The organism is Flavobacterium sp. PL02 (assembly GCF_035013205.1).
Lineage (GTDB): Bacteria > Bacteroidota > Bacteroidia > Flavobacteriales > Flavobacteriaceae > Flavobacterium.
Window position 1 is genome coordinate 70226 of the sequence record NZ_JAYGJP010000003.1, and the last position, 23467, is coordinate 93692.

The following is a 23467-nucleotide window of genomic DNA, read 5'->3' on the forward strand; positions in this document are numbered from 1 at the left end:
AATGAAAAAATTAATCTTAATCGCAGTTGTATTCCTTGTTGGAATCCTTAACACACAAGCTCAGGTAACTGTAAGTCCAGGAATTCGTGGGGGTTTAAATATTTCGAACTTAACCAATTTTGGATCTAGCGACGCTAAAACAGATTTTTATGTGGGTGGTTTGGTAGCCATAAGATTCAATAAATATTTTACTCTTCAGCCAGAACTAACCTACACAAGACAAGGTGCAGAAGCACGTGAATACGCATTAGGATCATTTAGATCAAGTAAAGTAACCTACGAATTAAATTATGTTTCATTAGGTGCGGTTGCTAAATTTCATTTTGCGGGAGGTGGATTTCATATATTAGGTGGTCCATCGGTAGATTTTAAAACAAGTGATAATTTCCCTTCATACGACTACAATCCAGTTGGAGTTGATGTTGCTTTCGTTGCTGGTCTTGGATATACTTTACCTAATGGTTTAACTTTTGAAGCAAGATTTAAACAAGGACTAATCGATATTTACGGATATGATGGTATTGATAACGGATATGATGATTACTATGATAACATCATCTTAAATAACGTTTTCCAAATTGGGATTAGTTATACATTTAAAGTAAAATAACCTGTTAGGTATAAATTACAGCATCTGTTCGCTCGGGTCATAAAAATTTTATTTAACGTATAAAAACATAGATTTCATACGTTAAAATTAACTACACCCAACAGGGTTGAAATAAAATGTAACTATGGTTTTAAAAGACTTTTATAAAATACTTTCATTAGAAAACACAAGTGATTCTAAATACGATGCTGTCATTTTAGTAAATGATAAACACGATGTTTTTAAAGGTCATTTTCCAGACAACCCGATAATGCCGGGAGTATGTATGATACAAATTATAAAAGAACTTTCGGAAACAATTACCAAAAGTAACCTAATGATGCAAACGCTAAGTAATGTAAAATTCATGGCGCTAATTAATCCCGAAGTTACACCCGAATTACGTTTAGAATTGGATATCATCACAACCGAAGACGGTTTGGTAAAAGTAAAAAACACGACTTATTTTAATAAAACGGTTGCTTTAAAACTAAGCAATGTTTATAAAAAGACTTAATCATGAAATTATTTTTATCCTTATTTTTATTAGTAAGTCTGGTAAGTACACCAGATCTTGCAACTATCAGGAAAATATACCCAACAGCTTCTGGTTCTGAGACAAGTGCAAAAGATTTTACTGCAAAACTAAATGACATTTCGACCACAGACGAAAATATTCTGGTAGCATATAAAGCCGCTTCTATCCTTTTGGATTCTAAATATGAGAAGAAAGTTTCGGCCAAAATGAGTCGTTTTAAAGAAGGTGCTAAATTATTAGAAAGCACTGTCGTAAAAGAGCCAAACTCGATAGAAATTAGAATGATTCGATTAAGTATTCAGGAAAATGTTCCTGGAATTACGGGTTATAAAAAAAACATCAAAGAAGACAAAAAATTTATTCTGGCACATTATAAAGATCAAAATACTGCGCTAAAAGAATATCTAAAGAACTTTATCCTACAATCTAAAAGTTTTTCTGCAGAAGAAAAGCAAACTGTAAAGTAGTTAAAGAAAAACCACAAAATGGAACCTATTTTATCTCAAGAAGAACAACTTGCCCAAACTAATTTTTGTGTTATTGTACCCACGTACAACAACCACAAAACGTTAGCAAAAGTTCTTGATTCTATTTTAACCTGCACCAAAGATGTTATTGTAGTCAATGATGGATCGACAGATAAAACAAGAGAAATTTTAGAAAATTTTCCAGAACTCATACAAATTCACCATCCCGAGAATCAAGGAAAAGGAATTGCATTACAAAACGGTTTTAATAAAGCAATTGCTTTAAATTACGAATATGCAATAACAATCGATTCCGATGGACAACATTTTGCTTCGGATATTCCTTCGTTTATTGATGCTATCCAAAAAGAACCAAATTCCTTGCTTATTGGAAGTCGTAATATGACTCAGGAAAATGTACCTAAAAAAAGTAGTTTCGGAAACAAATTTTCAAACTTCTGGTTTTGGTTTGAAACAGGAATTCGACTTCAGGACACACAATCTGGATTTCGATTATACCCTTTACGATTAATTCCCGAGAGACATTTCACGCCTAAATTTGAATTTGAAATCGAGATAATTGTACGTGCTGCCTGGAAAGGCATTCCGGTTAAAAACATTCCAGTCAAAGTTTTATACGACCCACTGGAAAGAGTTTCGCATTTTCGTCCATTCAAGGATTTTACCCGAATCAGTATCTTAAATACCGTATTGGTTTTTATTGCTCTTGTTTACATTAAACCCAGAGATTTAGTTCTTAAAATTAAAAAAAAAGGACTTAAAAAATTCCTACTAGAAGATATTCTGGAAAGCGATGAATCAAATTTTAAAAAATCGGCAGCAATTGCATTAGGAGTTTTTATTGGAATTTCACCATTTTGGGGATTCCAGACCGTATTACTTCTTTTCTCTGCCACCTTATTCAAGCTTAATAAAGTCATCGCTTTTTTGGCATCAAATGTTAGTTTCCCACCATTCATCCCATTAGTAATATATGGATCTTTAAAAATGGGAAGTCTTTTTATAACAAATACAGCTTCTTTGGTACTAAATGATTCACTATCACTTACAGATGTATCAAAGAATGTAACACAATATGTTGTTGGGAGTTTAGTATTAGCATCCGTAATGGCATTATTATTAGGATCAATAGCCTACTTACTTTTAACATTGTTTAGTACACCCAAAAATAAAACCAATAATTAAATTAAATATTTTGCCACATATTAAAGGATTAAAGAAAATTATATTCGCAACGGGAATAATCTGTGCGGATCAGTATAATCAGTGGCTAAAAAAACTATAAGCATGCATCATTATTTCTACGCCATACATCTATTTGTAAATAAGAGAAAATCGTTATCGGTTTTCTTGGCAATTGCGATGCTTTTTATATTTGGATTTTTTGCTTCAAAAATTAAATTTGAAGAAGATATCACCAAACTTATTCCAACAAACGATAAAACCGATGTTACTGCCAAAGTACTAAAGCAACTTAATTTTGCAGATAAAATTACCATTATTTTCCAAACTGAAAAAGACGGAACAGATGAAGATTTAAAAGAAATGGCAGCAGTTTTTACAGATAGTATTGCCAAAACTTGCAAACCTTATATAACAGCTGTACAAGGAAAAATCGATGAAGAAAACATTCAGGAAACTATCGATTTTGTTTACAACAATGTGCCACTTTTTCTAGACGATAAAGATTATGCAACCATACAATCAAAATTGCAACAAGATAGTATTGCGGCAACAGTGCAAGGAAATTACAAATCGATAATCTCCCCTTCGGGATTTATTACCAAAGATTTTATATTACAAGATCCATTAGGGATTTCATTTATAGCCTTAAAAAAATTACAGCAATTAAATGTTGGCGATGATTTTACCCTCGACAATGGTTTTGTAATGACCAAAGACAAAAAAAAATTATTGTTGTTTATTACTTCTAATTTGCCTTCGAGCGAAACAGAACAAAACTCCATTTTTGCAGCAAAGCTTAATACAATAAAAGACAATTTAAACAAGCAATTTAAAACAAAAGCTTCAGTAAGTTATTTTGGTTCAGCACTTATTGCTGTTGCAAATGCCAACCAGATTAAAGGCGATATTGTACTTACTACAACTATTGCAATGATTACGCTAATGCTTATTCTGATTTTGTTTTATCGCAAAGTATTTATCCCATTAATCATTTTTCTCCCAACCGTTTTTGGAGCTTTATTTGCCGTTGCATTTTTATACTTTGTCAAGGAAAGAATTTCGGCGATTTCACTTGGTATTGGTTCAATTCTTTTAGGAATCACAATAGATTATTCTATACATATCTTAACACATTACAAGCACAATAGCGATGTAAAAACATTGTACAAAGACATTACGATGCCAGTAATCATGAGTAGTTCTACAACTGCTGTTGCATTTTTATGTCTGCTTTTTGTAAAATCGGATGCATTAAACGACTTAGGAATTTTTGCTGCAGTAATTGTAATGGCTTCCGCATTTTTCTCCCTTCTCATTGTTCCGCATTTGTATAAACCAAAAGAAAACAATTTTGAACACAAGAAAAATGTGATTGATAAATTGGCGCATTTTTCATTTCATAACAATAAATTCTTAATTGGCTTTTGCGTTCTTATTACAATCATTTGTTGTTTTACTTATAACGATGTTGGTTTTAATAACGATTTATCACAACTTAATTTTGTTCCAAAAGAAATTAAAGCTGCCGAAAAAGATCTTGAAGAAAGTACAACAAGCCTAACTTCTAAAACTATTTATCTGGCATCCTACGGAAATAGTATGGAAGATGTTTTGCAAAAAAATAGCTTGCTTTTTAATGCTCTTGCAAAAGAAAAACAGGAAAACAAAATATTAAATTATAGTTCAGTAGGAGGGATTATGCTTTCGCAAAAGGAGCAAAAGCAAAAAATAGATAAATGGAATTCGTTTTGGGATACTAATAAAAAGCAACTATTAAAATCTCAATTAATAAACGAAGGTGCAAAACTTGGGTTTAAACCCACAACCTACACCGCTTTTTTTGACCATCTTGATGCCAGTTTTAAACCTATAACCTATCAGGATTATTTAAAGATAAGTGCCTTACAATTACAGGAATTTATTAGTGAGAAAAACGGCTTTTTCACCATCTCAACATTAGTAAAAGTTGCTCCCGAACAACGTGACGCATTTGTAAAATCGGCTTCCGTCAAAGATGGTTTATTGGCAATTGACCGCCAGCAAATGAATGAAACTTTCTTTAGCACACTAAAAGCCGATTTTAATTCTCTTGTAAATTATTCTTTTGTCGCCGTGATCCTTATTCTGTTCTTCTTTTTCAGAAGAGTTGAATTGGTTATTATAAGTTGCATTCCGATTGCATTAACCGGAATTGTAACTGCTGGTATCATGGGAATTTTTAATATCGAATTGAATATTTTTAGCATGATTGTATGTACTTTGATTTTTGGTCATGGTGTCGATTTTAGTATTTTCATGACAAGCGCCTTACAAAAAGAATATACAACCGGAAAGAATGAGATTGCGATATACAGAACATCAATTATACTTGCGGTAATAACAACCATACTAGGAATTGGTGCTTTGATATTTGCCAAACACCCCGCATTACAATCTATTTCATCAATTTCATTAATTGGGGTTTTTGCAGCGCTAATCATTACATTTATCTTCTACCCCATTTTATTCAAGCTATTCTTGTCTAATCGCCCTAAAAACGGAAAAGCACCATTCCAGCTTCGTTCCTTTATACATGGCGTATTATCATTTTTATACTATGGTCTTGGTGGAGTCCTAATGTCCCTTTTTTGCCTGACATTTATGAAAATTCTTCCTCTAAAAGAAGAGACAAAAATAAAAGGATTCCGATATCTGATTTCTAAATTCATGAAATCCGTTTTATATACAAATCCATTTGTAAGCAAAAAAGTAATTAATATTCATAACGAGAAATTCGAAAAACCAGCTGTAATTATTGCCAACCATTCTTCCTTTTTAGATATTTTGGCAGTTGGAATGCTAAGCCCTAAAATCATTTATCTGGTAAGCGACTGGGTTTATAATTCTCCTATTTTTGGTGCTACGGTAAGAAAAGCAGGTTTTTATCCCGTATCAGAAGGTCTTGAAGGAGGTCTTGAACATTTACGCAAAAAAATTGACGAAGGATATTCCTTAATGGTTTTCCCAGAAGGAACAAGATCTGAAAGCAATCAGGTAAAACGATTCCATAAAGGCGCATTTTATCTTGCAGAACATTTTAATCTGGATATTATTCCTATCCTGATCCACGGTACTTCAGAAGCGTTGCCAAAAGGAGATTTCATTATATATGATAGTGCAATAACCATTTCTATTCTTGAGCGAATTACTCCTGATAATCTTTCTTTTGGGAAAAATTATACCGAAAGAACAAAGCAAATAAGCACCTTCTTTAAAGCCGAATTCCATAAAGTACGAGAGCAGCTTGAAGGACCAGATTATTTCAAAAAAATAATTATCAATAGTTTTGATTATAAAGAATCAGAAATAATAAATAGTGTAAAAAAGAATCTAAAAACCAATTTAGAGACCTATTATCTATTAAATAAATACATAAAACCTAAAGCCAAAATCTTGCATCTTACCAATGATTATGGCCAACTCGATTTACTATTAACATTACAAGAACCACAACGAAAGATTGATTCTTATACAACCGATGAAGAAAAACATAAGGTTGCACAAACCAATTATATCGTTAAGAAAAGAGCCATACATTATCTGGAAAATCTAGATGTGGCATTACAAAAACAATATGATGTTGTTTTAGTTTCCGACGAAAGTTACAACTCAATTATTGAAAAAATTATTCCGACAACATCTTGTTTTATTTTAATAAATAGCACAAGTTTAAAGGACACATTGCTTAATTTTGGCTATACTTGTACAAATGAAGAAGACAAAATTATAGTCTTAAAGAAAGAATAGCATGAAAGAACGTTATGATGTTGTTATCGTAGGAAGCGGTTTAGGCGGTCTTGTTTCGGCTATTATTCTTGCCAAAGAAGGATATAGCGTTTGTGTGCTCGAAAAAAATAATCAGTTTGGTGGAAACCTCCAAACATTTGTGAGAGATAAAACCATTTTTGATACAGGAATTCACTATATCGGAGGACTGAGTGAAGGACAAAATTTGTATAAATATTTCAAATATCTAGGCATCATGGATAATTTGAAACTAAAAAAAATGGATGAAGATGGTTTTGATATCATCTCATTTGAAGATGAAAACAAAGAATATCCACATGCTCAAGGATATGATAACTTCGTTGCCCAATTATTAAAACACTTTCCAGAAGAAAAAGAAGCAATAGAAAATTATTGCACAAAAATAAAAGATACCTGCGATTCGTTCCCGTTATACAACTTGCGTTGGGAAGGGAAATACGATAGCGATATCCTGACCTTAAATGCCAAACAAACCATCGATGAGATAACCGATAATAAACAACTAAGAGCTGTGCTTGCTGGTTCTAATTTTTTATATGCTGGTATTGAAGATAAATCACCTTTTTATGTACATGCTTTATCTGTAAACTCATACATTCAGAGTTCTTGGAGATGTATAAATGGTGGAAGCCAGATTACAAAACAACTCATTAAACAATTAAAAAAATACGGGGGTGAAGTTCATAAATACAAAGAAGTCGTTCGCTTTAATGTTGAAGACAACAATGTTACCAACGTTAAAATAAAAGATGGAACCGAAGTTTCGGCAACGTACTTCATCTCTAACATTGAACCTAAAACCACTTTAAAAATGGTTGGGGAAGAAAATTTTAGAAAATCATTTTATAGCCGAATCCAAAGTCTCGAAGGTGTAATCTCAGCGTTTAGTTTGTACTTGGTTTTTAAACCAAATACATTTAAATACATCAATCATAACTACTATCATTTTAAAAATAGTAATGATGTTTGGACTGCCCATGAGTATAACGAAAACTCTTGGCCAAAAGCATATATGGCATCCATGAACGCATCTAAAAAAGAGGAAGAATGGGCGGATGGAATGACTTTTATTACCTACATGAAATTCGACGATTTATTACCTTGGGTAGATACATTTAATACGACTGCCGAAAAGAATGATCGTGGCGAAAGTTATGATGAATTTAAATCCCGTAAAGCAACCAAGTTTTTAAACGAAATCGAGATAAAATTTCCCGGAATAAAAGATTGTATCCAATCGATACACACTTCTACTCCACTTTCTTATCGTGATTATATTGGTGGACATAATGGTAATATGTATGGTTACATTAAAGATTCTAACAATCCTATGAAATCATTTATTGCTTCTAAGACCAAACTTAACAACCTGTATTTAACAGGACAAAGTATTAATATGCATGGCGTTTTGGGCGTAACTATTGGCGCCGTTGTTACTTGCTCAGAAATAGTTGGGAAAGAATATCTAGTAACCAAAATCAATCAAGCCTCTGAATAATTTTGATTATGAAAAAGCGAATTCTGATTGTATTCTTAATCGGTTTTTTGTTGGTGTTTCTCTCCTGTGGCACTTCAAAATCAATGCATCATCAGCCCAATATCGCAGATTATGATACTATTTTACCTATCGTAAAAAAACAATCCGATTCCGTATTTTCAGTTGGAAAGAACTCTCTTTTAAAAAACAAACAAGGTCTTTGGGAACTTTATGTAGAAGGCGACGCATATCAAATTGGACTTAATTCTGGAGCATTAACTGACTCTCTTTTAAAGAAGCAAGAACTCATATTTTTCTCAAAAATTAAAGATTTGGTACCTTCAAAGTTTAAGCAAAATATGCTTCGGAACTTTTTAAAATGGTACAACAGGAAATTATACCTCAATGTTCCCGAAGAATATCAAACCGAAATTTACGGCGTTTCTCAATATACATCGCATGATTATGATGCCATCGCATCGCAATATTTACGCAATTTGTATTTGCATGCAGCGCACGATATTGGGCACGCATTACAAGATTTGGCATTAGTAGGTTGTTCCTCATTTGCTGCTTGGGGAGAAAAATCTGAAGATGGGAATTTAATTCTTGGTCGCAATTTCGATTTTTATGTAAATGACGCTTTCGCGAAAGACAAAATCGTAGCCTTTATAAAACCAAAAACAGGTCATCCGTTTATGATGGTAACCTGGCCGGGAATGATTGGAGCAGTTTCAGGAATGAATCAGGAAGGATTAACAGTAACCATCAATGCAGGAAAATCGAAAATTCCACTAATTGCTAAAACTCCTATTTCTGTTCTCACCCGCCAAATATTACAATATGCAACTAACATAGATGAAGCTATTGCTATTGCAAAAAAGACAACTGTTTTTGTTTCCGAATCTATAATGGTAGGAAGTGCCAATGATAACAAAGCCGTTTTAATAGAAGTTTCTCCACACAAATTTGGAGTTTATGAAGTCTCAAACAACAATCAGCTTATTTGTTCCAATCATTTTCAGAGTGACGCTTTAAAGGATGATAAACGAAATGAGAACCAAATCCTAAACAGTCATTCGAAATATCGATACGATAGAATGGTGGAACTTTTTGAAGAAACTCCAAAAGTAAATCCTAAAAAAGCTTCCGAAATACTCAGAAACAAAGATGGTCTGGAAAATATCAAATTGGGTTATGGTAACGAAAAATCCTTAAATCAATTAATGGCGCACCATGGCATAATTTTTAAACCCGAAGAAAAATTAGTTTGGGTTTCTGCCAATCCGTATCAACTGGGAGAATTTGTTTGTTACGACTTGAATAAAATATTTAAAAACAGAGAGCAAACAGATACAATTGTATCTTTGTCCGAGAGTGAATTGAATATTGCCAAAGATCCTTTTTTGGCAACAGCCGAATTTAAAAATTATCAAAAATTCAGAATTGAAGATGAAAAAATCAATTCTTATTTAAAAAGCAAGAACGCAATTTCACCTGAATTTATTCAAGAATATCAATCCTTAAACCCTGATTACTGGGTAGTTTATTACAAAGTGGGATTGTATTTTTATCAGAAAAAAGAATATACTTTGGCACAAAATCACTTTGAAAAAGCATTGACAAAAGAAATTACCACACTTCCTGAAAAACAGAAAGTTGAAAAATATATTAAGAAAATCAAAAGAAAATTAAGATGATTCCAGAAATAGAAAAAGGTTCTTTAGAAGAAATTAAAGCTTTTCAAGAACAAAAATTAGTTGAGCTTTTGACTTACATAAGTCAGAATTCACCTTATTATAAAGACCTTTTTGAGAAAAAAAACATCGATGTTTCTACTATCAAAACACTGGAAGATCTTCAACTTTTGCCTGTTACTACCAAAGAAGATCTTCAGAATAATAACGATGATTTTCTGTGTGTACCAGTTTCTAAAATCATCGATTTTGCAACCACTTCGGGAACTTTAGGTGATCCTGTAACTTTTGGTTTAACCGATGCCGATTTAGACAGATTGGCTTACAACGAAGCTATTTCTTTTGACTGTGCCGGAATCAAAGAAGGTGATATTGTACAACTTATGACTACAATTGATCGCAAATTCATGGCTGGACTAGCTTACTTTTTAGGATTACGAAAATTAAAAGTAGGTGTAATCCGTGTTGGTGCAGGAATACCCGAATTGCAATGGGATTCTATCTTAAAATATAATCCTTCATATCTAATTACCGTTCCTTCCTTTTTGCTAAAACTGATAGAATATGCCGAAAGCCATAATATCGATTATAATAATTCGAGCATAAAAGGCGCTATTTGTATTGGAGAATCACTGAGAAATCAAGATTTTTCGATGAATATTTTATCTAAAAAAATAACAGATAAATGGGATATTAAGCTATTCTCGACTTATGCCTCAACCGAAATGAGCACAGCCTTTACCGAATGTGAACATCAAAACGGAGGACATCATCATCCTGAATTAATCATTGTAGAAGTTCTTGATGAAAATAATAATCGAGTAAAAAATGGCGAAGCTGGTGAACTTACTTTTACCACTTTAGGTATTGAAGCCATGCCTTTATTGCGTTTTAAAACTGGCGATATTGTTCAGTTGCACGATACTCCATGTGCTTGCGGAAGAAATACTTTGCGTGTTGGTCCAGTTATCGGGCGTAAAAAACAAATGATAAAATATAAAGGAACAACCCTTTATCCGCCAGCGATGAATGATGTTTTAAGTGACTTTGATGCTATCGAAAATCACATCATCGAGATATTCACCAATGATTTAGGAACAGATGAAATCCTGATTAAGATTGCTGTGAAAAGTCAGTCGAATGAATTGTTGCAAGAAATCAAAGACCACTTTAGAGCAAAATTAAGAGTAACTCCAAAAATAGAATTTACTTCAAAAGAAATATTAAATCCTTTGGTTTTTAACCCAATGAGTCGCAAGCCGATTCGTTTCTTCGATAATAGGATTTCTTAAAAAGAGGGACAAAGGTTCTGAGGTTCAAAGGGACAAAGGTTTTTCGTAGAGACGCACTCCTGTGCGTATAAAGCCACAAAGGTTTAAAGAAGGTTCTAGGGCTATGAGTAACAAAGGCTCAAAGGTTTTAAAATTGGAAATAATGCGATCCTTTTTTAAAACCTTTGAGCCTTTAATCTTTTTATAGAGATAAACTGCCGCACCTCTATAGAAAACCTTTGAACCTTTGAACCTTTGTCCCTCTGAACCTTCTCTAAGCCTTTGCACCTCTCCTCCCCCTTTGAATCTCTAAATAGCAAGGAATTAAACTAAAAGTTGTAATTTTGCAAAAAATAATGAAGATGGTCAAGATTGGCAACATAGAATTACCCGAATTTCCTTTACTACTCGCTCCTATGGAAGATGTGAGTGATCCACCGTTCCGTAGATTGTGCAAAACACACGGAGCCGATTTAATGTATTCGGAATTTATTTCTTCGGAAGGATTAATTCGTGACGCTATTAAAAGCCGAATGAAGTTGGATATTTTTGATTACGAACGTCCTGTTGGAATTCAGATTTTTGGTGGAGATGAAGAAGCGATGGCAATGTCATCAAAAATTGTTACTACCGTGAATCCTGATTTAATTGATATTAATTTTGGTTGTCCTGTAAAAAAAGTAGTTTGTAAAGGCGCTGGTGCAGGAGTTCTTAAAGATGTTGATTTAATGGTACGTTTAACCAAAGCTGTTATCGATAGTACTAATTTGCCTGTTACTGTAAAAACTCGTTTGGGTTGGGATGATAACTCGATAAACATCGATGAAGTTGCCGAACGCTTACAAGATATTGGTGTACAAGCATTAACGATTCATGCAAGAACACGTGCTCAAATGTACAAAGGTCATTCAGACTGGTCACATATTGCTCGTGTAAAAAACAATCCTAGAATTACGATGCCTATCTTCGGAAATGGCGATATCGATAGTCCTGAAAAAGCATTAAAATTTAAAAATGAATACGGTATCGACGGTATTATGATTGGTCGTGCTGCAATTGGCTATCCTTGGATTTTTAACGAAATAAAGCACTTTTTTGAAACTGGTGAGCATTTACCCGCTCCAACCGTTAGTGATCGTGTAGAAGCCGCAAGAAACCACCTTACGTGGTCGATGGAATGGAAAGGCGAACGCTTAGGAATTGTAGAAATGCGTCGTCATTATACCAATTACTTTAAAGGAATCCACTCGTTTAAAGAATACAAACAAAAACTAGTTACAATCGATGATCCTCAAGGATTATTTAATGTAATGAACGAAATCCAGGAAGTATATGCTGGATATGAATTTGTTTAAAAAATAAAAAAGTTTAAAACTTTGACAAAGATATTTTAAAATAAAAGACCGTCAATTGACGGTCTTTCTTATTTATAATCATAAATCGATTCTTCTATAATTACCACGGATTAATTTGTGGAAATTCGTGCAATTTGTGTTAGTCTTTTAAAATTACTATACCTGAGTACGTTTCCATTTTCCTTTTTTGTAAAGTACTATACTTGCCAACGTTATCGCTGTTTCGGCAACCGGAATTGCGATAAAAACTCCTGTTGGTCCCATTTTAAAATGTTTGGCTAATATATAGGCCAATGGAATCTGAAATAACCAGAAACCAAAGAAGTTTACCAATGTAGGTGTCCAGGTATCTCCAGCACCATTAAAGGTATTAATCAATACCATCCCAATTCCGTAGAAAATGTATCCAGAACTCATAATCTGTAATGCTTCGACAGCTATGTTTTGGATAAGGATATCATTGGTAAAAAATGAAACTATATATTTTGCAAAAAAGAATGTGATAAGCATAATTGTAGCCATAAAAATGACATTGTATTTTGCGGTTGTAAAAACCGATTTTTCGGCACGTTCTATTTGTTTTGCACCCAAGTTTTGCCCAACCAAAGTGGCTGCAGCATTACTTAATCCCCAAGCCGGAAGAATAAAAAACATCATGATACGTAATGCGGTTTGATATCCTGCAGAACCATGATCTCCACCTGTTGTTGCTACCAATTGTGCCAGAAAAATCCAACTACAAGATGCAATAACAAATTGTAATACTCCTGGCGCAGCAATTTTTACCAATGCCTTGATTTGCTCAAAGTCTGGAATAAAGTAAGATGAAATAATCTTTAAAACCCCACGACCATTAAACAAGTGGTACAATTGATATAATACACCAATACTTCGTCCAGAAGTTGTTGCTATAGCAGCTCCAACTAATCCAAAAGCAGGAATTGGTCCTAGTCCGTTAATTAAAATAGGACATAAAATGATATTACAAATATTGGCAATCCAAAGACTTTTCATGGCTATAGCAGCATTTCCTGCTCCACGAAATATTCCGTTGATAAGAAATAAAAGCATCACACATAAGCTTCCGCCTATCATTATTTGGGTGAATTTATAACCATATTCTGCCGCTTCTGCAGATGCACCCATAAGTAACAAGATGTCTTTGGCATAAATAAAACCAAAAATACTAATCACACTATTAATTGCAAAAGCAATAATAATGGCTTGCATTCCTGCTTTTGCTGCGGCAACAGGATCTTTTTCGCCTATACGACGAGCAACAACTGCTGTTGCAGCCATACTAATCCCGATTGCAATTGAGTAAACAATCGTAATAACCGACTCTGTAAGTCCAACTGCCTGAATAGCAAAACTACTATGCTCCAGATGTCCTACAAAATATAAATCGACCAATGCAAAAACCGATTCCATAAGCATTTCCAAGACCATTGGAATAGCAAGAAGAATTACGGCTTTTTTAATACTGCCCGAAGTGTAATCAAAAGATTCATCTCCTTTGATAGCTTGTTTTATTGTTGAGAAAATTCGAGAAAATAAACTTTTCTGTATTGTTGTTTCTGTCATGATAATTAAGGATATATGATAAAATTGTCCAGAACCAATTATTTATTGGCTGGACTTAAAAAATTTGAAGGCATCCTAATTATTCTAAAAAATAAAATAGGATTAGGCAGAAACTATCATAGCGTATTTTTTTAAGACGATAAATATAAGTAATATTTTTAATTTTAGAATAAAAATTCTAATCTAGCAATTTTTCGCTAACGCGCTTACTTGCTATAAATGAAGCTATAAATCCAAGTGAAAATATAGTTCCTAAAACAATAAATACATTTTCGAGAGTAAAAACAACAGGAAATGCTAGCGTTGCAGTAATCATGATCAGTTCAAATCGTTGTTGTAATAGGACCAAAATAACACCTAAAACAAGACCGATTAATCCTCCAAATACACTAAGCAAGGTTCCTTGTAGCAAAAATATTTTTCGCAAATCTTTGATTTCTGTTCCTAGATTAAAAAGCGTTTTTAGATTGCCTTTTTTATCCAAGATCATCATGATTAATGCTCCAATTAAATTAAAAAGAGCTACTATAATCACCAATGTAAAGATTAAATATACCGCAATATTTTCGGTATTAAGCATTTTATACAAAGACGCATTAAGTTGAGCCCTATTTTTTGTAGTGACTTTATTATTGAAAATCTTTTGCAATTGCGAATCGATATTAGATTCGTTTGCATTCGGTTTTAACTTAAACTCGATTCCCGAAATCTGATTCGGCTTATATTCTAATAATTCCTGAACCAACCCTAAATCTGCAAAAACATATTTAGAATCTAAATCCTCGCTTATCGAATATATCCCAACGGGCAATACATCGGTTTTACTAAAAGCTTCTTCAGGATTTTCGATAGCGCCCTTTCCAGGTTTTGGAGCAAATACTTGCAATGGATTTTCGAAATCCAATATTCCCATCGAAAAGTTTTTAGAAATCCCATACCCTACAACAACCTGATACGTATCGGGTTTTAGCCATTGTCCGTTAAAGAGTTTTTTTCTAATATCGTTTACAACAGGATAATTACGATCAACTCCTTTTAAGTAGGTAACTTGTTGTTTTCCATTAAAAATAAACAGAACCCGTTCTTCGATTATTTTGGTGTACGAAGCGATACCCTCAATTTTTTTAATCTGAGTTTCCTGATCTGGAGTAACCAAAAATGATTTTCCGTAGGTACTTTCAATTTTTAAATCAGGATCTATCTCATTTGTAAAAGAAAGACTGAATACTTTTAATCCGCTAAAAACGGATAAAACCACAAACAAAGCCATTGTACCAACAATAATTCCAAGGCTGGCAATACGATTTATGATATTGATAGCATTGTTTTTACTCTTGCTAAAAATATACCGTTTGGCTATGTAAAGGGGAAAGTTCAAACTATGATTTTCTTCTTTTTTCTAAAAGATCACGATTTTCTATTGGGTTATCTCTATTTGCTAATGCATTATCTATTTTCTCAATATAATCTAATGAGTCATCTATAAAGAAAACTAAGTTTGGCACTTTACGTAATTGTAAACGTACACGTTGTGATAAATCATGCTTAATCAAAGTTGAATTTGACTTAATTGCTGCCAATGTTTCTTTAGCTTTATCCTGAGGAAAAATACTTAAATATACTGTTGCCACAGATAAATCTGTAGTTACGCTAACTTTGGATACTGAAATTATCAAATTGTTAATTCCATTTTTTCTCACTTCACCTTGCAAAATATCAACCAAATCCTTTTGGATGACACCGCCTATTTTTTTCTGTCTATTTGTTTCCATAGTGCAAAAATACTATTTTTAAATTTCAATCGATACAATTTCAAATGAACAATAAGATGATTTTTCTATTCTTATCTTCATTAGTGCAAATTTCGATACTCTTTTTTAATAAAAGCCTAAAATTGGAATAATTATTCCTCCTCGATTTCATTTCTCCAATGTGATAAAAATCATGTTTTTTATCAGAAATATTTTACACCTTTAATAGAAATATAACAACACATCTATTATGAAAAAGAGAGAACCAATTAGTCATATAATGACTAAAACCGTAGTAACTGCAAATGAAAATGACGGCTTAAGAATGGTAGTCGAAAAGTTGAAAAAAAACACCATTAGACATATTCCAATCGTTCGAGGTAAAGAAGTGATTGGTATTATAAGTCGTACAGATATAAACCGATTAACATTTGGAGCTTTATTTGAAGGACAAGAAGGTGCCGATGAAGCAATCCTGGATATGCTTACCATCCCTCAAGTAATGACATCAAAACCTATGACGGTATCATCGGATTCGATTATAAGAGATTTAGCAGAAATTTTTGTGAAAGAAGAATTCCATGCTTTACCTGTAGTCGATAATGGAGAACTTAAAGGTATTGTTACAACAACCGATGTTGTAAGATACTTTTTAGAACAATACGATTAAATCAAAATATAACCATAAAAAAACGGGACTAATGTCCCGTTTTTTATTACATATTATACAACCAACTTTGCGGATTGTTGTATGTTGTGTTTTGTAGTATTAAGAATTTAATGGTTGTTTTTCCTGTTTCTCCACTAGTTCTAATCTTACCTATATTTTGTTTGATACTTACTTTATCTCCTTTACTTACAGATACAGAACTTAAATTTTGATATACTGTAAAGTAATCTCCATGTTGGATCATTACTGCCTTGTTTATTGGAGATAATACCATAACGCTAGATACAACTCCTTCAAAAACTGCTCTTGCGTTTGAACCTGCTTCTGTCGTGATTTCGACACCACTATTATGAATTACAAGAGTATTATAAATAGGATGTGGCTGATCACCATAACCCAATGATACAAATCCTTTTTCTACCGGCCAAGGTAATTTACCTCTATTAGCTTTAAAGTCAGCAGCTAGTAATTTAGCTTCGGCTGTTAATGCAATTTTTGTATCAGATACTGCAGCAACAGATTTTGTTCCAGTTTCTTTTTCTTTTTCTGCAGCAGCTTTACGGTTGGCAGCGGCAATAGCTTCACGAATTAAACGATCAATTTGTCTGTCGATTCTTTTCGATTCTTGTTGTTTACTTTTCGTATCAGCAATAATCTTATTTTTATCTTTCTTAATCGAGTTAACTAGTTTTTGCTGTTCTTTCTTTTCTTGCTCTAATGCTACTTTTTCCTTTTCATTTTCGGCAATGATTTTTTTCTTTACCTGTCTTTGTCCGTCTAATTTTGAATTATAATCAGCTAATTGAAGTGATTTTGACTGAATTTCTTCTCCTTGATTTTTTCTAAAATTAGTATATTGTTTCATATACTGTGCACGTTTATAAGCTTGCAAAAAACTCTCTGATGATAATAAGAACATCGCTCTACTTTGTTCTGAGCGACTTTTATACGATTTAAGAATCATCTTAGCATAATCAGCTTTCAATATCTCTAACTCTTTCTTAAGCTTATTAATTTTTGATTGATTAATATACATATCATTACTCAAAAGCTTCGTTTGCTTTTCGGTAGTATTGATTAGTTTTTCTTTAAGTTTTATTTTATTAGACTGAACAATAAAAACATTCACCGCAGATTTTTCTTTCTTCTTTACAGACTGCAACATTTTTTCGTTATCTCTAATTTCTTGTTGAATCTGAGCTTTACGTTGTTCCAGTTTTTCTTGTTGCGAGTCTTGCGCCCACATAAACGAAGTGGTGCAAATAAGAATTAGGCTTAGGAGAAATTTTGGCATCTTTAAAATATATTTTTGCAAACTTACTTAATTATAATTTTTTTATATCCATTTGGGACACTATAAGGAAAAGAAAGTTCTTCATTAAATGTAATTGTATTGTAATTTAAATTGATTTCTGTTTTTCCTTTTGGTTGAATCGCTTCTATTGCAATACTTGTTGGAAGTATTCCCTGATCAAAAGTTCTATTCTCACCATATGCAATTTGCATCATGATATTTTTGGAAGTTTGTGAAATTTGCTCTTTTTCCAATAAAAATTTATCTGCTTCAAAAAAGAATGATTTTTTAATATCCGTTTCTTTTGCCTCGTCCAAACGATATAATCTGTCAATTAATGTTTCAGTGTATTTTCCTTTTTTTAAGTCGTCGATTGCTTCACCTATCAAAAGGTTTTGAACTTTATTAAAATCTAAATCTGTTCCTAACCATTTGCTCAAACTACTAAAATCACCATCATAATAAGTGCTACTAATTTTTTCATAATAGCTTACCGAATTTGGTGTAATTAAAGCTTTTGCCATTGTAATTCCAAGAAAACGGATACTTACCAAAATCTGTTCGTCTTTTTTTATTTTTATCTCAGCCGTAACATTCTGATTTTGTTTATCATCCGAATATTTTGCACTAGCTTTAATATATAAAGTCGAAAACTGTAATTTATTATTATAATGTCCGTCGATAATTTTATTCGCAGAAACTGGATTTACTTCCTCTTTGCTTGTATTATTTCCTTGTACTGCACCCGATTTCGATTTGCACGAAACAATAAAAACGAGTAACAATAACATTAGATATTTCTTCATCAGAATTTATTTGTTTTGAACTTTTACCTAAAATAAAAGATTCTTATTTTTTTTGTCTTAATAATTGATTTGCCTTCGCAAAATACGCTTCTTTTTTCTTCAAATCTCCTAAACCATTATAAGCTTCTCCTAACTGAATGTTAAAATTTGCTTCTAAAGTTACATCATCTACAACATAATCAAGTCCCATTTCTAAAACGTCTTTTGCTTTTTTAAATTGTTGCAACTGATTATTAGCCAATCCCGAATAAAAATAAAACTGCGGTTGCGTTGGGAATGTTTCTATCATTACTTGCGAACGTTTTCCCATCGGTTCGTATTGTTTAGTTTCGGTGTACGCTTGAAGCAAAAGTAAATTTGTTTCTATATCTACTTGTGAAGCCGAATTTACTGACAACTCATAATATTTAGTTGCCTGATCAAATTGGTTTTTGCTATGATAAAACTTCCCTATTTCTTTTGCAACATCTACATCTGGGTCATTCTTAAAATAAGTAATCGCTTTATCCAAATCAGGACTATATTGTGGATTCTTACCTACAAAAATTAGAAATTCGTTTAATATTCTATGTTTGATTTTTGAATCTATTTTAGAATTTTTTAAAACAACATCCATTGCCTGGATTGCTTTTTCAGGTTGATTCTGATCTAAATACGTTTTAAAAGAACTTACTTGTGCCCACTCCGATGTTGGAATTGCTTTCTCTAATTGTTGCGTAATTTCCAATACCTTATTAGCATCATTATTTTTTGCATACAATGAAATCAAAGCAATATAATTAGACTCTTCTTTCGGATTTTTCTTAATCTGATCCGTAAGACTTTCTATTTCGACATTTTGATATTTTCCTTGTGACAAAATCTGTGCCTTATATAATTCTCTTTCACTTGATTTTCCAAACTTGTCATTCATTTCATTAATCAATGCAAGTGCTTTGTCCCACTGATTTGTAATCATGTACAAAGAAATCAGATCGTCTTTATATTCCTCATCAAACGGAATAATCTTCTGGATCGTTTCTATCGCCAAAGGATAATTTTTAGTCTGATAAGAAACATCATAAATACCCAACCAAAACCACTTGTTTTTTGGATTTATCTGTACCGCTTTTTCAAACGAACTTTGAGCATTTCTATAATCTTTTAAAGACAGGTAGTTTTTACCTAATTCAAAATAAACAGTTGCGTCATTAGGTTGCAATTTCTCGCATTTTTGCAAAGCTGTTATTGCTTTGTCATAATTCTCGATTCCTTTTTGCAATAATGATTCATAAAAAGAGTCCTGAAATTCATCGGTAGCCATAGCAATATCTTCTGGTTCAGTTTGAGCCATTATCGAAGCCTGATTGCCAAGCAAAGCCATAAATACAATTATTAAAACTCTTTTTTTCATTTTTATATTATTGACATTTAAAGTAAAAACGAACCCTTTTTGACTTCTTGTTTATTCTAAAACCGAATAATCTCCTATGCTAATGCTTGTAAACTTACCATCATAAACAACGTGGTTTCCTATCATTGCATTGTCTAAATTAGCGTTTTTTATTTGTGCATTAGTTTGCACCAAACTATTTTTGATTGAACTATCAATAACATGACATCCTTTTCCTAAAGATACATTAGGTCCTACAGTTGCATTTTTCAATACTACGTTTTCACCAATATAACACGGTGGAATAATAGTTGAGTTTTCTAATTTTACATCATAATCTACTAAATGTTCTCCATCATTATGCAAGAATCCTAACATTCTGGAATTAGTTTCGACAGTAACATCTTTATTACCACAATCCATCCATTCATCTACGCTACCGGTTTTAAAAACTTTTCCGTTAGCCATCATTGCTTTAATACCGTCATTAATCTGATATTCTCCACCGTTCTGGATATTATTATCCAAAACTATTTGAAGCTCATTTTTAAGAATTTCAACTTCTTTAAAATAATATATTCCTATAACAGCTAAGTCACTAACAAACTCTTTTGGTTTTTCGACCAACTCTGTAATTTCATTATTAGCATTTAACTTAACTACTCCAAATGCTTCTGGTTGCTCAACTTGTTTTACCCAAATCACAGCATCAGCTTCTGGATCTAATTCAAAATCAGCTCTAATTAAAGTATCTGCATAAGCAATTACCGCAGGTCCTGATAAAGATTCTTTGGCACACATAATAGCATGTCCTGTCCCTAAAGGTAAATCCTGACGATAAATAGATGCTTTAGCTCCTAACCCATTTGCTAACTCTTTTAAACTTGCTACGACATCATCACCAAAAAAAGCTTCATCACCTAATATAAATGCAACTTCTTCTATAGGCTCTTTAAGAATTTTAGCAATATCTTCGACTAAACGATGTACAATTGATTTTCCTGCAACCGGAATTAATGGTTTAGGTATAGTTAATGTATGTGGTCTAAGTCTTGATCCGCGACCTGCCATTGGAACGATTATTTTCATGTTTTTTTATTTCAAAATTGAATATTCCAAGTTGAATATTCAAACTTATTATTTTACTTGTTTTTACTTCTTGATGTTTCCAAACTTTTTACAAAGATTGAAATTAACTCATCATTTTCTTTTATTGCAATATTTAAATCTAATTCTTCTTTCGAATACAATTCAGCTCTCAAAATAATTTTCAGACATGAATGTGTTTCTCGAAGCTCTTTTAACACAACCGACATTTTATGAATAAAATCATTTCTAGATTCTGCACTTTGGGCTTCACTATAATTTAATGATGGCGAAGTTCCTGAACGTACAATCTGACCTGATAAATGATTTCCTGCCTTTGTTCCTTTTAAATTATCTGTTATTTTTATAATTTGAACTGCAAAATCAATTAGCCTTTCATGTAAATCAAATTTTTTCACAACTTTTTAATTTTAAAGTTGAAATTAAAAAAATTTGAATTTTCAACTTGGAATTTTGAATTTTGAAATCTCTACAAACTACTTCACCCCAGTACTACCAAAACCTCCTTCGCCTCTTGATGTTTCCGAAAGTTCTTTAACTTCAACCCATTCGGCTCTTTCATGTTTGGCAACAATAAGTTGTGCAATTCTTTCTCCATTTTCAATCACAAAAGCCTCATTGGATAAATTTACTAAAATTACTCCTATCTCACCTCTATAATCCGCGTCTACAGTTCCTGGAGAATTTAAAACGGTGATTCCTTTTTTAGCAGCCAATCCACTCCTTGGTCGCACTTGTGCTTCGTAACCAATTGGTAATTCTATAAAAAGTCCCGTTTTAACTATGGTTCTTTCTAAAGGTTTTAATGTTATTGGTTCAGATAAATTAGCACGCAAATCCATTCCTGCCGAAGCTATTGTTTCGTAGTTAGGTAAATCGTGTTGTGATTTGTTGATAATATTAATCGTCATTTTTATATTTTTAAAGCTAAATGTAAATCTTGAATTTGTTATTTTTTGCTAAGAATTCCTTTTATCGTATCCTTTTCGTTATGATAAACGAAATAAACAAACAGAAGGAACAATGGAATTCCGACAAAGTAATTTTCTCTGAATCCGTAAAAAGAAATAACCGAGAATACAATTGAAATTCCTAAATAGGCTCCAATTTTCTTCATATCATAAGGTATCGGGTAATACTTGTTTCCTAAAACATACGAAATAAGCATCATACTTCCGTAAGCCGAAATTGTTGCAATTGCTGATCCATAGTAACTATACTTCGGAATTAAAAGATAATTTAATACTAAAGTTAGTATAGCTCCAACTATCGATATGTAAGCACCAATTTTTGTTTTATCAGTTAGTTTATACCATACCGATAAATTATTATAAATTCCTAAGAAAAAGTTAGCCAGGATAATTAACGGAACTACTTTCATAGCTTCCCAATAAGATTTATTTTCTAACAGTAGTAATTTTAAAATATCTGCAAAAACAATTACTCCTAACAAAATCAATGATCCAAGAATCACAAAATATTTCGTGATTACTGCATAAGTTTGAGGTGCATTTGCATTTTTAGCGTGGCTAAAAAAGAAAGGTTCAATTCCTAATCTAAATGCTGTTGCAAATAAAACCATAAATAAACCCAATTTATAACATGCTGAATACGCTCCAACTTCTGACTTTGCTATGTTTTCCGGCAATAAATAACCTAGTAAGATTTTATCAAAATGTTCATTAACCGCAAAAGCTAATCCAGCCACCAAAATTGGCAAACCATACTTCATCATTTTTTTCCAAAGTATAGGGTCAAATTTTCGTCCAAGCGAAAGATAATTAGGAGATAACACTATAAAAGTAGCCAAACTAGCAAGCAGGTTAGCAATAAAAATATAAGCAATTTGGAAATTTTCTACATATAAATTATCCCAAACTGAATTTGGATTATCAGCCGCAAGTTTAGGTAAGTACATCAAGAAGAAAATATTCAGAACAAGATTTACTATTACATTTCCAATTTTTATTGCTGCATAAACCATTGGTCGCTGATTGGCTCTAAGCTTAGAAAAAGGTACTAAAACCAATGCATCCAAAACTAAAATCCAAACCGAATAGGTAACAAACTGCACATCGACTTCGGCAAGAGTTGCAAGTGTATTTCTAAAAATTAATGCTGCAAAAAGAAAAATAATTGATGACCAAAAAATAGAAATTGTAGAAGTCGCAATGACATTTTTCTTATCTGGTTCGGAATTATAAAACCTAAAAAAAGCAGTTTCCATTCCGTAAGAAAGTACTACGTTAAAGAAAACCATCCACGATAACACGATAGAAACCTCACCATACTCTGCTGTTGGTAAAATTCCGGTGTATAATCGTACTAATAAAAAACTCAGCATTCGTGGCAATACTGTCGCAAGCCCATAAATAGCTGTCTGTTTAAAAAGATTTTTATATAATCCCAAAATATTTGTGGTAATAAAATTTATAAAACAAAAATAACCAATTCTTTGGTTTAATATCGTTTTTAT

Annotated in this window: 20 protein-coding genes; 10 read left to right on the forward strand and 10 right to left on the reverse strand. The window is 32.4% G+C overall.

All coding sequences use genetic code 11. From position 1 onward, the window contains the following. The first annotated feature begins 1 nt into the window (after position 1). The 9 genes from SHI72_RS11335 (at position 2) to dusB (ending at position 12407) form a co-directional block, all read left to right on the forward strand. Entirely contained in the window at positions 2-610 is a 609-nt protein-coding gene (locus SHI72_RS11335; RefSeq protein WP_039117435.1) for a porin family protein, read from the forward strand. A 124-nt stretch (positions 611-734) separates the two neighbouring features. Further along, positions 735-1106: a 3-hydroxyacyl-ACP dehydratase gene (locus tag SHI72_RS11340; RefSeq protein WP_323490020.1), complete on the forward strand. Its 372-nt coding sequence runs from the start codon at positions 735-737 to the stop codon at positions 1104-1106. Between the two features lie 2 nt (positions 1107-1108). Next, the gene (locus SHI72_RS11345; RefSeq protein WP_035620114.1) at positions 1109-1594 is read left to right on the forward strand and encodes a hypothetical protein; all 486 of its coding nucleotides are present in this window, start codon (positions 1109-1111) and stop codon (positions 1592-1594) included. An 18-nt stretch (positions 1595-1612) separates the two neighbouring features. After that, positions 1613-2800 carry a DUF2062 domain-containing protein gene (locus tag SHI72_RS11350; RefSeq protein WP_323490021.1) on the forward strand — a complete coding sequence of 396 codons (1188 nt, stop codon included), beginning with the start codon at positions 1613-1615 and terminating at the stop codon, positions 2798-2800. Between the two features lie 102 nt (positions 2801-2902). Continuing rightward, positions 2903-6586 (forward strand): 1-acyl-sn-glycerol-3-phosphate acyltransferase, encoded by a 3684-nt coding sequence (locus SHI72_RS11355; protein ID WP_323490022.1) that lies wholly within the window; start codon positions 2903-2905, stop codon positions 6584-6586. A gap of 1 nt (position 6587) precedes the next feature. Further along, the gene (locus tag SHI72_RS11360; RefSeq protein WP_323490023.1) at positions 6588-8105 is read left to right on the forward strand and encodes an NAD(P)/FAD-dependent oxidoreductase; all 1518 of its coding nucleotides are present in this window, start codon (positions 6588-6590) and stop codon (positions 8103-8105) included. A gap of 8 nt (positions 8106-8113) precedes the next feature. Next, a complete protein-coding gene (locus SHI72_RS11365) occupies positions 8114-9784 on the forward strand; it encodes a C45 family peptidase (protein ID WP_323490024.1) in 1671 nt (556 codons plus the stop codon). Continuing rightward, positions 9781-11073: a phenylacetate--CoA ligase gene (locus SHI72_RS11370; RefSeq protein WP_323490025.1), complete on the forward strand. Its 1293-nt coding sequence runs from the start codon at positions 9781-9783 to the stop codon at positions 11071-11073. The genes SHI72_RS11365 and SHI72_RS11370 overlap by 4 nt, the downstream gene beginning before the upstream one ends. A gap of 341 nt (positions 11074-11414) precedes the next feature. Then, positions 11415-12407, forward strand: a complete 993-nt coding sequence (gene dusB, locus SHI72_RS11375; RefSeq protein WP_039113353.1) for a tRNA dihydrouridine synthase DusB — start codon at positions 11415-11417, stop codon at positions 12405-12407. 156 nt (positions 12408-12563) lie between these two features. Here dusB and SHI72_RS11380 read toward each other — a convergent pair whose 3' ends face one another. The 3 genes from SHI72_RS11380 to rbfA all read right to left on the reverse strand — a co-directional run bounded on the left by SHI72_RS11380 (position 12564) and on the right by rbfA (position 15763). Beyond that, on the reverse strand, positions 12564-13991 hold the full coding sequence (locus SHI72_RS11380; protein WP_323490026.1) for an MATE family efflux transporter: 1428 nt from the start codon (positions 13989-13991) through the stop codon (positions 12564-12566). 178 nt (positions 13992-14169) lie between these two features. Continuing rightward, a complete protein-coding gene (locus SHI72_RS11385; RefSeq protein WP_086893895.1) occupies positions 14170-15369 on the reverse strand; it encodes an ABC transporter permease in 1200 nt (399 codons plus the stop codon). A gap of 1 nt (position 15370) precedes the next feature. Continuing rightward, positions 15371-15763 carry a 30S ribosome-binding factor RbfA gene (gene rbfA, locus SHI72_RS11390; RefSeq protein ID WP_039113350.1) on the reverse strand — a complete coding sequence of 131 codons (393 nt, stop codon included), beginning with the start codon at positions 15761-15763 and terminating at the stop codon, positions 15371-15373. Between the two features lie 229 nt (positions 15764-15992). Between rbfA and SHI72_RS11395 the strand changes: the two genes are divergently transcribed. Then, positions 15993-16412 carry a CBS domain-containing protein gene (locus SHI72_RS11395; protein ID WP_039113349.1) on the forward strand — a complete coding sequence of 140 codons (420 nt, stop codon included), beginning with the start codon at positions 15993-15995 and terminating at the stop codon, positions 16410-16412. A 46-nt stretch (positions 16413-16458) separates the two neighbouring features. Here SHI72_RS11395 and SHI72_RS11400 read toward each other — a convergent pair whose 3' ends face one another. From SHI72_RS11400 to SHI72_RS11430, 7 genes are all read right to left on the reverse strand, one after another. After that, on the reverse strand, positions 16459-17706 hold the full coding sequence (locus tag SHI72_RS11400; RefSeq protein ID WP_039113347.1) for a murein hydrolase activator EnvC family protein: 1248 nt from the start codon (positions 17704-17706) through the stop codon (positions 16459-16461). A 23-nt stretch (positions 17707-17729) separates the two neighbouring features. Beyond that, positions 17730-18512, reverse strand: a complete 783-nt coding sequence (locus SHI72_RS11405; protein WP_039118594.1) for a DUF4292 domain-containing protein — start codon at positions 18510-18512, stop codon at positions 17730-17732. A gap of 43 nt (positions 18513-18555) precedes the next feature. Further along, positions 18556-19905 carry a tetratricopeptide repeat protein gene (locus SHI72_RS11410; protein ID WP_039113345.1) on the reverse strand — a complete coding sequence of 450 codons (1350 nt, stop codon included), beginning with the start codon at positions 19903-19905 and terminating at the stop codon, positions 18556-18558. A gap of 51 nt (positions 19906-19956) precedes the next feature. Then, complete coding sequence (locus SHI72_RS11415; protein WP_323490027.1) at positions 19957-20973, reverse strand: sugar phosphate nucleotidyltransferase; 1017 nt, start codon at positions 20971-20973, stop codon at positions 19957-19959. Positions 20974-21026: 53 nt separating this feature from the next. Next, positions 21027-21389: a four helix bundle protein gene (locus tag SHI72_RS11420; protein WP_323490028.1), complete on the reverse strand. Its 363-nt coding sequence runs from the start codon at positions 21387-21389 to the stop codon at positions 21027-21029. Positions 21390-21467: 78 nt separating this feature from the next. Beyond that, positions 21468-21902, reverse strand: coding sequence for a dUTP diphosphatase (dut, locus tag SHI72_RS11425; protein ID WP_323490029.1), 435 nt, complete (start codon positions 21900-21902; stop codon positions 21468-21470). A 38-nt stretch (positions 21903-21940) separates the two neighbouring features. Then, positions 21941-23401, reverse strand: a complete 1461-nt coding sequence (locus SHI72_RS11430) for a lipopolysaccharide biosynthesis protein (protein WP_039113340.1) — start codon at positions 23399-23401, stop codon at positions 21941-21943. Between the last annotated feature and the right edge of the window lie 66 nt (positions 23402-23467).